At 56.4% G+C, this 10,663-nt stretch carries 13 protein-coding genes and 1 pseudogene; 5 read left to right on the top strand and 9 right to left on the bottom strand.

The annotated features are described in order from the left end of the window. The 6 genes from HMPREF1487_RS27150 to HMPREF1487_RS25865 form a co-directional block, all read right to left on the bottom strand. On the bottom strand, positions 1-219 hold a 219-nt coding region (locus HMPREF1487_RS27150), incomplete at its 3' end, for a DUF3391 domain-containing protein (protein ID WP_010799763.1). Positions 220-336: 117 nt separating this feature from the next. Next, positions 337-717, bottom strand: a complete 381-nt coding sequence (locus HMPREF1487_RS25885) for a hypothetical protein (protein ID WP_001054412.1) — start codon at positions 715-717, stop codon at positions 337-339. Beyond that, a complete protein-coding gene (locus tag HMPREF1487_RS25880) occupies positions 714-1,040 on the bottom strand; it encodes a hypothetical protein (protein WP_000091614.1) in 327 nt (108 codons plus the stop codon). Before HMPREF1487_RS25880 ends, HMPREF1487_RS25885 begins: the two co-directional genes overlap by 4 nt. A gap of 23 nt (positions 1,041-1,063) precedes the next feature. Continuing rightward, entirely contained in the window at positions 1,064-1,399 is a 336-nt protein-coding gene (locus tag HMPREF1487_RS25875; protein ID WP_000741275.1) for a hypothetical protein, read from the bottom strand. A 14-nt stretch (positions 1,400-1,413) separates the two neighbouring features. Next, on the bottom strand, positions 1,414-1,749 hold the full coding sequence (locus HMPREF1487_RS25870; protein ID WP_001172026.1) for a helix-turn-helix domain-containing protein: 336 nt from the start codon (positions 1,747-1,749) through the stop codon (positions 1,414-1,416). Continuing rightward, positions 1,730-2,107: a type II toxin-antitoxin system RelE/ParE family toxin gene (locus tag HMPREF1487_RS25865; RefSeq protein WP_003151133.1), complete on the bottom strand. Its 378-nt coding sequence runs from the start codon at positions 2,105-2,107 to the stop codon at positions 1,730-1,732. Before HMPREF1487_RS25865 ends, HMPREF1487_RS25870 begins: the two co-directional genes overlap by 20 nt. Before the next feature lie 191 nt (positions 2,108-2,298). Between HMPREF1487_RS25865 and HMPREF1487_RS25860 the strand changes: the two genes are divergently transcribed. Further along, on the top strand, positions 2,299-2,901 hold the full coding sequence (locus HMPREF1487_RS25860; RefSeq protein WP_010465829.1) for a recombinase family protein: 603 nt from the start codon (positions 2,299-2,301) through the stop codon (positions 2,899-2,901). Continuing rightward, positions 2,885-5,914, top strand: a complete 3,030-nt coding sequence (locus HMPREF1487_RS25855) for a Tn3 family transposase (protein ID WP_010799689.1) — start codon at positions 2,885-2,887, stop codon at positions 5,912-5,914. The genes HMPREF1487_RS25860 and HMPREF1487_RS25855 overlap by 17 nt, the downstream gene beginning before the upstream one ends. 640 nt (positions 5,915-6,554) lie before the next feature. Here HMPREF1487_RS25855 and HMPREF1487_RS25845 read toward each other — a convergent pair. Beyond that, a complete protein-coding gene (locus HMPREF1487_RS25845; RefSeq protein ID WP_010799761.1) occupies positions 6,555-7,175 on the bottom strand; it encodes a DDE-type integrase/transposase/recombinase in 621 nt (206 codons plus the stop codon). A 1,108-nt stretch (positions 7,176-8,283) separates the two neighbouring features. Next, positions 8,284-9,291 (bottom strand): annotated as a pseudogene (locus HMPREF1487_RS25840) (IS5 family transposase). Positions 9,292-9,364: 73 nt separating this feature from the next. Between HMPREF1487_RS25840 and HMPREF1487_RS28635 the strand changes: the two are divergent. After that, positions 9,365-9,460 (top strand): hypothetical protein, encoded by a 96-nt coding sequence (locus tag HMPREF1487_RS28635; RefSeq protein WP_371106410.1) that lies wholly within the window; start codon positions 9,365-9,367, stop codon positions 9,458-9,460. 491 nt (positions 9,461-9,951) lie between these two features. After that, positions 9,952-10,146 (top strand): hypothetical protein, encoded by a 195-nt coding sequence (locus HMPREF1487_RS25830; protein WP_010799758.1) that lies wholly within the window; start codon positions 9,952-9,954, stop codon positions 10,144-10,146. A 55-nt stretch (positions 10,147-10,201) separates the two neighbouring features. Here HMPREF1487_RS25830 and HMPREF1487_RS28220 read toward each other — a convergent pair whose 3' ends face one another. Then, positions 10,202-10,333 carry a hypothetical protein gene (locus HMPREF1487_RS28220; protein WP_256205803.1) on the bottom strand — a complete coding sequence of 44 codons (132 nt, stop codon included), beginning with the start codon at positions 10,331-10,333 and terminating at the stop codon, positions 10,202-10,204. Between the two features lie 147 nt (positions 10,334-10,480). On the opposite strand from HMPREF1487_RS28220, the gene HMPREF1487_RS27760 reads away from it, so the two are divergent. Then, positions 10,481-10,663, top strand: a 183-nt coding sequence (locus HMPREF1487_RS27760; protein WP_177325238.1) for a helix-turn-helix domain-containing protein, incomplete at its 3' end; no start/stop codon positions are given.

The following is a 10,663-nucleotide window of genomic DNA, read 5'->3' as shown; positions in this document are numbered from 1 at the left end:
CTCTGGGCTCTCTGGGCTCTCTGGGCTCTCTGGGTCGACTTGGCTTTTGGCCAAGTCGACCCAGACCTCCCCGACGCCACATTCTCGAATGGCAGAGAGATCCTGAGGCTCGGTCAGCAGGAAGCTGCCGCGCCAGAATGGGTGTCGAACCCAAGAGCCGGCGAGCTTGTGGATGTACATGCCGAGACGAAGCTCGGATACGGGAATGCGTTTTACCAACTTATTTTCCTTTCTGAGTTGGGTGGTTAGGCGTGCGCCGAGGCTGGCACCCAGCGGTAGAGCGGAGGTAAGGTCACGCCAAGATTCTTGGATCAGCCGGAACCGCCGAAATTTCCGTCAGCCGATCAACATGGCTTTGTCTCGCGCTCGGTCGATGCGTTCCTGCATCGCCTGCATGACTTCTTCGTGGGTGTACGACTTGGCGTTGGGGTCGTCGGCCTCTCGGAGAGCTTCCTCGACCTCGCGGGTCATCCGCGCATATTCTTCCGGCCACAGCGCTTGCTCCATGCGCAGCGACGCCTGCCCAAGCAGGTGCAGCAGGCCGAACAGCCGCATGTCATTGGTGGCGACGACGTGCTCTCGAATCCGCTCCTGGATCACCTCGCAGGCCCGATGCGCCTCTGGCGTCGCCGTGCCCTCGTAGCCGGCTGGGAGTTCTGCTTCTTCAGCGATTCGCGCCCAAGCGATAGCCAGCGCCTCGATGGTGGACAGGTTCATTTGCTCATCCACTTGCGCAGCAGACGCTTTTTCAGGGAGGCGCGCTCTTGCGGATTGCGTCCCTTGTGGTTGGCAATGCGATCCGCCGTGGCGGCCTGGCGCTTGATGGGCCAGTAGGAGCGGCCATCCTTACCCATCGACCAGACGTTGCTGACCTGGTTTTCCAGTAGAGGCAGATGGGCGCATAGAGCTTCCGGCGACGCGCTGGCCAGCGCGGTGCGCTCGTGGGTTCGCCAGCGCTGATGCCAGAGTTTCTTGTCCTCGCGCTCGCTACGGCAGGTCGTGTGCCCAACGATGGGCGTTTTGCGGCGGCTGCGGCTCATGATGTGGTTGTCTCCAAGAACATTCAGGACAGGCTTTCTGGGTAGAGCGCCGTCAACCGGGACAGGGTTTCTTGCACTTGTTCCAGCGAGGTCATCAGATGATCAACCTGATCCTGAAGATCCACGGCGAGATCAAATAGCTCAGCCACTCGGCTGCGTGATCCCTCGTTGAACGCGGCCATTGCCAGTTGATGCAGCTTCAACAGGTCGGTGCGCAGTTGCGGAGGTGCGCCGTCTGCGCTGTCATTCAAATCGCCGCGCAGCACGTCCACGGCATCGACTGCACGCAGCAGTGCCGTGGTATCGAAATTCTCGGGAGTCAGTTCGTCCCATTCGTCGTCGGTGATGCGGGCTGCCATCAGGAGAGCTCCGATTAAGCGGTTGCGAGCGTTAGATGCCCGATCGGCTCGGCTGCTGGCCGTACCTTGATTTCGATGTCGTAGCCGAGGCGATTCAGACAATCCATCAGCTTGCGTTCGGATAGATTGGTGAAGTCGCCGCGCATCATGCCCGACACCTTCGGTTGCGGGATGCCCATGCGTTTGGCCGCCGCTTGTTGAGTCAGCCCAAGGGCGCGCATGGCCCTCCTGATCTCGACCACCAGGCCGGTCTTGATCTTGAGCTTTTCAGCGTCAGGCAGTCCAAGGTCGGCAAAGACGTTGCCCGAGCTGCGCTGAACCTCGACGCCTTCAATGATTCGTTTTTGCATTTCGTAGCTCCTGTGCCAATACCTCGGCCACCTTCAGCCGAGCGCGGATGATGTCCATGTCGGCCTTTGGCGTGGCGATTCCGCTCTTGCTCTTCTTCTGGAAGCAGTGCAGGACGAACACCGCTTCCGCAAACTTGACCGTGTATACCGCTCGATAGGTGCCGCCGGCATCGTCTTCGACGACCTCCAGCACGCCGGCACCACCGAACCCCTTGAGCACCTTTGCTGCGTCATCCTGATCGCCTATCTGCGCCAACGAGAGCGCGTAACCGAAACGGCGACGCACGTCGGACGGCAACGCCATCAAATCCTTGTGGCTGCTCGCGATCCATTCGAGCGGTTTTTCTTTGTTTGTCATGACGGAATTTTATACCTGTTCAGGTAATGATGTAAACGCGGCAACCTCAAGGAGGTGTCGTAAAACATTTGTTTTGCGACAGGCTGTCAGCCGCCGCTGTGCTACCTGTGCAACACCCCCTCAAAAATGTACGGAAAACTCTATCGCTATTCACTATTATGCGGAAACCTGTTTTTGATGGTTATCCGCCTATGTTGGTTGGCTACATGCGCGTGTCGTCGGACTCCGACCGCCAGAGCACGGACTTGCAGCGCGACGCGCTGCTCGCCGCCGGCGTCGATCCGCGTCACCTGTTTGAGGATCGTGCCTCTGGCGCGAAGGATGACCGTGCCGGCTTGGCGCGGGCGCTTGAGTTCGTTCGAGCCGGCGATGTGCTGGTGGTGTGGAAACTCGACCGGCTCGGTCGCTCGCTGTCGCACCTGCTCGCCATTGTGACTTCGCTCAAGGACAAGCGGGTGGCGTTCCGCTCGCTGACAGAGAACCTGGACACTACGACGCCCTCGGGCGAATTCCTGTTCCAGGTGTTCGGTGCGCTCGCGCAGTACGAGCGCGCCTTGATTCAGGAGCGCGTCGTCGCGGGCTTGGCCGCCGCACGCAAACGCGGCCGGATCGGCGGCCGGCCGCAGGCGATCACTGGTGAGAAGCTGGACGCCATCGTCGCCGCGCTCGATGGCGGTATGTCTAAGGCGGCGGTGTGCCGCAACTTCAATGTCAAGCGCACTACGTTGATCGAAACATTGACGCGAGCAGGTTGGCGTGGTGCGGGAAGGACGGTCGATGAGCAACAAGAATAAGCTACTCACCGTCTTTTCTGACGCAGAGCAGGAAGCCTTGTACGGCCTACCGGACTTCGACGATGCTCAGCGGCTGGAATACCTGGCGTTGACCGAATCTGAACTGGCGTTCGCCAGCAGCCGGCCTAGCCTGCAGGCCCAAGTCTATTGCGTCTTGCAGATCGGCTACTTCAAGGCCAAGCATGCTTTCTTCCGCTTCGATTGGCATGAGGTCGAGGACGATTGCGCCTTCGTGCTGAGTCGCTATTTCCACGGCGAAGCGTTCGAACGCAAGGCGATCACCAAGCATGAGCACTACAGCCAGAGGGGTCAGATCGCCGAACTGTTCGGCTACCGGTCGTGGGCGGCTAGCTTCCTGCCGCAACTGGCACAGCAGGCTGAACAGATCGTGCGGCGCGACGTAATGCCAGGATTCGTGGCCGCCGAACTGATCGTTTGGCTCAGCGAGCACAAAATCATCCGGCCCGGCCACACCACCTTACAAGAGCTGGTCAGTGAAGCCCTGTCCACCGAACGCAGGCGCTTGGGCGGCTTGCTGGCAGAAGTGTTGGACGAATCGGCCAAAGCTGCGCTGGGCCAGCTCCTGGTGCGTGACGACACCCTGTCTCAACTGGCAGCGCTCAAGCAGGACGCTAAAGATTTCGGCTGGCGTCAGATGGCAGGGGAGCGCGAGAAGCGCGCCACGCTGAAGTCCTTGCACGGGATCGCCAAGGCGCTGCTGCCCAAGCTCGGCATCTCGCAGCAGAACCTGCTGTACTACGCGAGCCTGGCGAACTTCTATACCGTCCATGACCTGCGCCACCTGAAGGCGGAGCAGACCCGGCTCTACCTGCTGTGCTATGCCTGGGTACGTTACCGGCAGCTCACCGACAACCTGGTCGACGCGATGGCCTTCCACATGAAAAAACTTGAGGACGAGAGCCGCACGGGTGCGAAACAGTCCTTTGTCGCCGAACAGCTGCGACGCCATCAGGAAACGCCGCAGGTTGGCCGCCTGCTGTCGCTGTACGTGGACGACAGCGTGGCCGATCCGACGCCGTTCGGCGAGGTGCGCCAACGCGCCTACAAAATCATGTCCAGGGAATTGCTGCAAAACACGGCGCAGCGCATGAGCGTCAAGCCACTGAACAAACTGGCGCTGCACTGGCAGGCGGTGGACGGCCTGGCCGAACGCATTCGACGCCATCTACGGCCGCTGTACGTCGCGCTCGACTTCGCCGGCACGGCCCCCGATAACCCATGGCTCGCGGCGCTGACTTGGGCCAAGAGCGTGTTCGCCAAGCAGCAGCGCCTATCACAACGGCCACTCGACGAATGTCCGGCGGCAACGCTGCCGAAACGCTTGCGTCCGTACCTGCTGATGTTCGATGCCGAAGGCACGCCGACAGGCCTGCATGCCGATCGTTACGAATTCTGGCTTTACCGTCAGGTCAGGAAACGCTTCCAGGCGGGCGAGCTCTACATTGACGACAGCTTGCAGCACCGGCATTTGTCCGACGAGTTGGTTTCGATGGACGAGAAAGCCGCCGTGCTCGCGCAGATGGACATCCCCTTCCTGCGGCAGCCGGTCAGTGCCCAGCTCGATGCACTGGCGGCCGAGTTGCGTGCGCAATGGGTGGCGTTCAATCGCGAGCTGAAACAGGGCAAGCTGACGCACCTGGAATACGACAAGGACACGCAGAGACTGACCTGGCGCAAGCCCAAGGGGGAGAACCAGAAGGCGCGCGAGCAAGCTCTCTACGAGCAACTGCCATACTGCGATGTCGCCGACGTGTTTCGCTTCGTCAACGGCCAGTGCCAGTTCCTGTCGGCGCTGACACCATTGCAGCCACGCTATGCGAAGAAGGTAGCCGACGCCGACAGTCTGATGGCGGTGATCATTGCCCAAGCCATGAACCACGGCAACCAGGTTATGGCACGTACCAGCGACATCCCGTACCACGTCCTGGAGAGTACCTACCAGCAGTACCTGCGCCAGGCGACGCTACATGTGGCCAACGATTGCATCAGCAACGCCATCGCCGCACTGCCGATCTTCCCGCATTACTCGTTCGACCTCGATTCGTTGTACGGTGCCGTTGATGGGCAGAAATTCGGCGTCGAGCGACCAACTGTGAAGGCGCGCTACTCGCGCAAATATTTCGGCCGCGGCAAGGGCGTCGTCGCCTACACGCTGCTGTGCAATCACGTGCCGTTGAACGGCTACCTGATAGGCGCACACGAGTACGAGGCTCACCACGTGTTCGACATCTGGTACCGCAACACGTCGGACATCGTGCCGAGCGCGATCACCGGCGACATGCACAGCATCAACAAGGCCAACTTCGCCATCCTGCACTGGTTCGGACTTCGTTTCGAGCCGCGCTTCACCGACCTCGACGACCAGTTGCAGGAGCTGTATTGCGCCGATGATCTGGCATTGTACGAGAAATGCCTGATCCGGCCGGCTGGCCAGATCGACCGGCAACTCATCGTCGGTGAGAAGGCGAACATCGACCGAATCGTCGCCACACTGGGCCTGAAGGAAATGACGCAGGGCACGCTGATCCGCAAGCTGTGCACCTATACGGCGCCGAACCCGACGCGGCGCGCAATCTTCGAGTTCGACAAGCTCATCCGCAGTATCTACACACTGCGCTACCTGCGCGACCCGCAACTGGAGCGTAATGTTCACCGCTCGCAGAACCGCATTGAGTCCTATCACCAGCTACGCTCGACCATCGCCCAAGTCGGTGGGAAGAAGGAATTGACCGGCCGCACCGACATCGAAATCGAGATCAGCAACCAGTGCGCCAGGCTGATCGGCAACGCGATCATCTTCTACAACTCGGCGATCCTGTCCCTGCTGCTGACGAAGTACGAGGCAGCTGGCAATGCCAAGGCGCTGGCGTTGATCACGCAGATGTCGCCAGCGGCCTGGCGGCACATCCTGCTGAACGGGCATTACACCTTCCAGACTGACGGCAAGTTCATCGACCTGGATGCGCTCGTGGCGGGACTGGAGCTGGGCTGACGGAAATTTCTGGGATTCCGGCGTACAACCCCAAGAAGGCATTTATTTCGCTTAACGGAAATGCACGCTATGCACCGGCAGATAGGTATCTTGCAAGAACTACTTGGCGATCGCTATCGAGTAAAGCTGACCCATATTCAGGATCCTACCTCTGTGGAACAGGTAGAGATCTGGGTGATAGACAAGTACTCTGGACGTTGCGCCTTCTCAAGCCTTGAATGGAGTGACCTCCTCAACTTGCTGGCCTTACAAAAGAAAAGCGAAGACATCTTGAATACCTTAAAGGCTGTGTAGGTCTCCTAATATTTCCTACCGGAACCTCTGCGTTGCGTACATGTCTGTAGGGCTTATAAATTATATTTGACCTCACGGAAGAACATACATCGATACGTGAAGATCCTTGCAGGGCTGTTTAGTGACGGGTGCGAGGTGCAGCTAACCCAAAGCCTAGAACCCATAGGTACTTTTATCATTACAGTAACTGATAGAGCGTCGAGCCATCAGGTCTCTCAGCGTATCAACCGCTTGGATATTGTGGACCTTAATCGGCTTATCTCCTTGTCCCATGCTCTTAGACGGGAACTGGCGGCAATCCAGAAGTCTTAGGTGTTAGGTCCCGGGAAGAAGGGGTTTGGGTCGGTTAAAAAGAGCTGTGGTTGTTTATGCCATTGCTAGAGGAAAAGCCAATGGGTGTTTGCCTCTCCAAAGAGCGCAATGGACGAGCGCTGTTATACGCCCACAGATAATCTTTTATATGCTCCTGCAGCTGTTTAAGCGAGGCATAGTGAAAGGTCTTGCTAATCGTGCGGTTTATGCGTTCCACCTGGCCATTGGTCCACGGATGGAAGGGCTTGGTTAGCCAATGCTCAATGCCTTGCCGATAGCAGACCGCATCGAAAGGATGGGCTCGATAGCTTTCCGTACCGTTCTTCTTGGCAAACTGCATTCCGTTGCCAGTCAATACACTAGTTACCTTATAAGGTAACTTCTTGAGCGTAGCCTCCAGAAAGCTGACTGCATCCTTTCGCATCATCTGCTCGTGCAACTCGGCATACACAAACTTCGACGTTCGATCAATCGCCACGAACAGATAAGCCTTTCCTTCTGCAGTATGCATTTCGGTGATATCGATATGCAGATAGCCCAGCGGATAGCGTTTGAAGGCTTTCTTCTCACGTACCGGCTCAGCTGAGCGTGACAGGTTGCTGATGCCGTGTCGCTGGTAGAGCCGATGCAGGCCCGAGCGTGAAAGCGTGGGCATGAAGCGCTGCAGCGTCTTCTGCCAGAACGTGATAGCAGAAGCTCTTCAGCCAGGGTCAGTGAGGTTGAATGCGGCCTATGGGCTGTGGTCCTCAACAGAGTCGCGCTTACACCATTTAATTATGGTCTTGGGAGCCTATAGCGCGACAGATCCTGCGATCGATGTAGTTCTGCTCGGATGGCGTGCGTGGTCGTGGCAAGTGTATGTAGAACTTGAGCCATGGATCATCCTGCGATAGAGGTCTATACCATAGACCCTTTCTCCCTGCGATCAAACACCTAGAACCGACTCACATTGCCGCAACTGGCAAAGCTACACAGAATCTACTTTTAACAAGCATGGGGACAAAGCCGGGAATTAGCCTGAATTGAAGCAAGTGAATTTTCCCTATCACTAACAACCTTAGCAGCAGCGTCTAAGCTGTCTATGGCAAACTTTCTAGCTTGGTGTAGAGACTTACGAAGAGTATCGCGGCAGCTTGGGTCTAACTGGCCTGAACTGATTTGCTCCATTAAAAGCGCTAAAGTGGTCTGCTTGATCTGCTCCTCACTGTATTTACTAAACAAAGACCTCTCCCTGGTCCAATAGTGGCTATATGAGATTATATCTTATAAGGACTGTTGAAAAAGTTCCATGCCGTTTATCAGATTTTATGTAGACCCATGAAGTAAGCTTAACCCCCGCTAAAGTGGCTACGCCGATGTACTCTTTCGCGGTTTGGCCAGGAGAGGGCCCAAGGAATCATGCTATTTGTCTGTCAAAGCTCTAAATTGCAAGCTGACAGTTGCTGGCCGGCACAAGCAAGGTGCGAATGTAATAAAAAACACTACTGTAACAGCTTACCGCAAGAAAAAGTAAAATAAGCGACCCGCCTGAGCATGCTTTCTGAGTCGCCACTTTGCTTTGAAGTAGCTCAAAGCAAAGTGGACGAAAAATCATGGATTGCTTCAGACTAGCCTTGGAGCATCCACCTTATAGGGCACCTCTAAAAATGCACACCGGGATAGCGCCGGGAGCCGACAAGTACTGCTCCAAGCCTTCAAGCGCTGGGTCAAGTGCTCGTAAAGCATCCATTTAGCCGGTCGCGATACGCAACCGGTGGGCAGGTTCAGGCCGTTTCCAACAGGCTCGCCATTCGTTTGAGGTTGTAGACCGCCGACTTGAGCGTCAGGCCAAACTCTGCACGGGCCAGTTCGATGCTTCGTATCATCTTGCCGCCCATCTGCGAGAGGCTGGCAAAGACGTGTTCGACGCGGGCTCGGGGACTGGCTATGCGCCTGTTCCGGGCCTTGCCGTGCTCTCCAACAGGTCTGCCAGCTTGGCCCTTGTGCTGGATACGCGGCCGCCAGCCAATGAGCCGGAGCCAGCGCTCCCTGGGTTTGTTGTGATAGCCGCGATCGGCCCAGAAGTCCCGGCTGCTGTTGCTACGGTCGAGCATGTCCACAAGGTGCCGGGTATCGGCCTCGCTGGCATTGCTCACCTTTATAGCGCGGATGAGCTTGTGCCGCCGGTCCACGCTCACGGATAGCTTGTAGCCGAAATAGGATTTGCCGTGTTTTTTTGTCCAGCGTGCTTCGACATCCTTTTGCCGGCGTTTGGCCGGTGACCATTCGGCCGGTACGGCCTGCTCCTTCACCACCGCCTGCTCGGCAGCCGTGTTGTGCTGGATCGGCGCTCGAACAATGCTGGCATCGATGATCTGCCCGTCACGAGCCCGGAATCCGTGCTACTGCAACTGGCGATGCACCTCGGCGAAGATCTGATGCTCGACATTGGCCTGTAACAGGCGCTCGCGAAAGACACAGATCGTGTTGCGGTCCGGGACTCGGCCGGCGTGCTTCAGTCCGGCGAAACGCTGAAAACTCATGCGGTCGAGCAGCTGATACTCCATCTGCTCATCGGACAGGTTAAACAGGTGCTGGAGTATCAGCAAACGCGTCATCAGCTCCGTTGGATAAGGAGACCGACCACCCTTGGCTCGGCTGGGCCTGGGCGCCCAGCGGTCAATCTCGACGGCCAGGGCGGCGAAGTCCACGTGCTTATTCAGCAGAGTCAGTGGATCACCCAGACTATCCAGTTTTGCTTTACGTTCCTGGTCGGCAAACAGACTGAGCATGGGCATAGCTCCTAAGGCAAGGACGCGTCAATTTTACCGTGAAAAGGCAGGTTTTTAGAGGTGCCCTTAACTTATTGAGACGAAAAATAATAACCATAAAGTACTCAAAGTCTGGATAGTCCAACACGACACTGACGTAGTGGGAGGCTGGTTGCACAATAAAGTCTAATCTTTGATCTCTCTTGGCTAAGACCAGTTGTACTCCCTTAGGCAGACCTGCCTATAGCGAAAGGCTTACATAACCTAGGTATGATTTGTTGTATTACCGTTTCGGTAGATCTGAATAATCTGACGCTATTAACTGCAGCACAGGATGTGCTTAGCCATTTCAAGGATACGTGATCATCGCTAGGATGGCACAGACAATGGGCATGGTCGTCAGCCCGCTTAGGCGTTTTTTTCTGTAAATAGCACCGCGACTGCAATTATTGAAGCGATGGGTCTATCCTGACAGCAAGCAGGCCATCCCTAACCCACAAATACGCAGATGGGTTGGGAGCAGCCTCCAGACGGATTGTATTTATCCCGCTAAAGCTGTATGAACTCCTTATCATGGCCACCTGAAGAGCTTGCCTGGTACATAAAGCTTGCGACCTTGCGCCTGCTTTTATCTTACGCAGTTCTTTATCCGCGGCCATTCCGTGCAATGAAGGACATGGTATGGAAAACGTTCCTGAAATAATGTCGCAGCTATTACAACAGTCTGAGCTAACCTCCGCTCTACAGACCCCAGTGCAGGAGGTCTGGGCCGTTATTTATGCCCATGGCGGCGTGATTGTAGAATTTACCAATGAGCAAGAAGCGCTTCTGGAAGCGGCCCAGTGGAATGGGGTATGCCTGCGCCTAGTATCTTAGTAACCATGAGAGGAACCCAAGCAGGCGCTAATATGGCTTAACTAATCGCCAAAAATCATTCATGGCTGATTATGTCCCAGACCTTGTGTGCAAGTGTGCTGATAGAAAAGGGCTTGGTGATAATGCCTATGCCATTGCCCGAATACTCATCCAGACTGCCCTCCGCATAGCCCGTTGCAAACAACACCTTTAATCCGGGGCGATACTGACGTGCCAGTTGAGCCAGCTGACGGCCATCCAGTCCCGGTAGGGCTATATCTGTAATAAGAGGGTGTAGACAAAATATACGTGGAGTAAGCTGACCCTCTAGTTCTAAGCCTTTGGGGGTCTGTTTATGACTAAGCATAACAGGACTGAAAAAGCCTCAGCTATGGTCAATCGGGGTGGTCGCCCTCGAGCACTCACGCCTTCCCATATTCAAGTATTGCTCAACATCGTGGCTGAGCATCCACAGGCATCGCTCGATGAGATCGCTAACGAACTCTACCGCCAGAGCGGGCTACAGGTGTGTTCCGCT

Source organism: Pseudomonas sp. HPB0071 (genome assembly GCF_000478505.2).
In the GTDB taxonomy this organism is placed as follows: domain Bacteria; phylum Pseudomonadota; class Gammaproteobacteria; order Pseudomonadales; family Pseudomonadaceae; genus Chryseomonas; species Chryseomonas luteola.
Note: the sequence above shows the minus strand (reverse complement) of the source record. Positions and strands in the feature narration are given on the sequence as shown.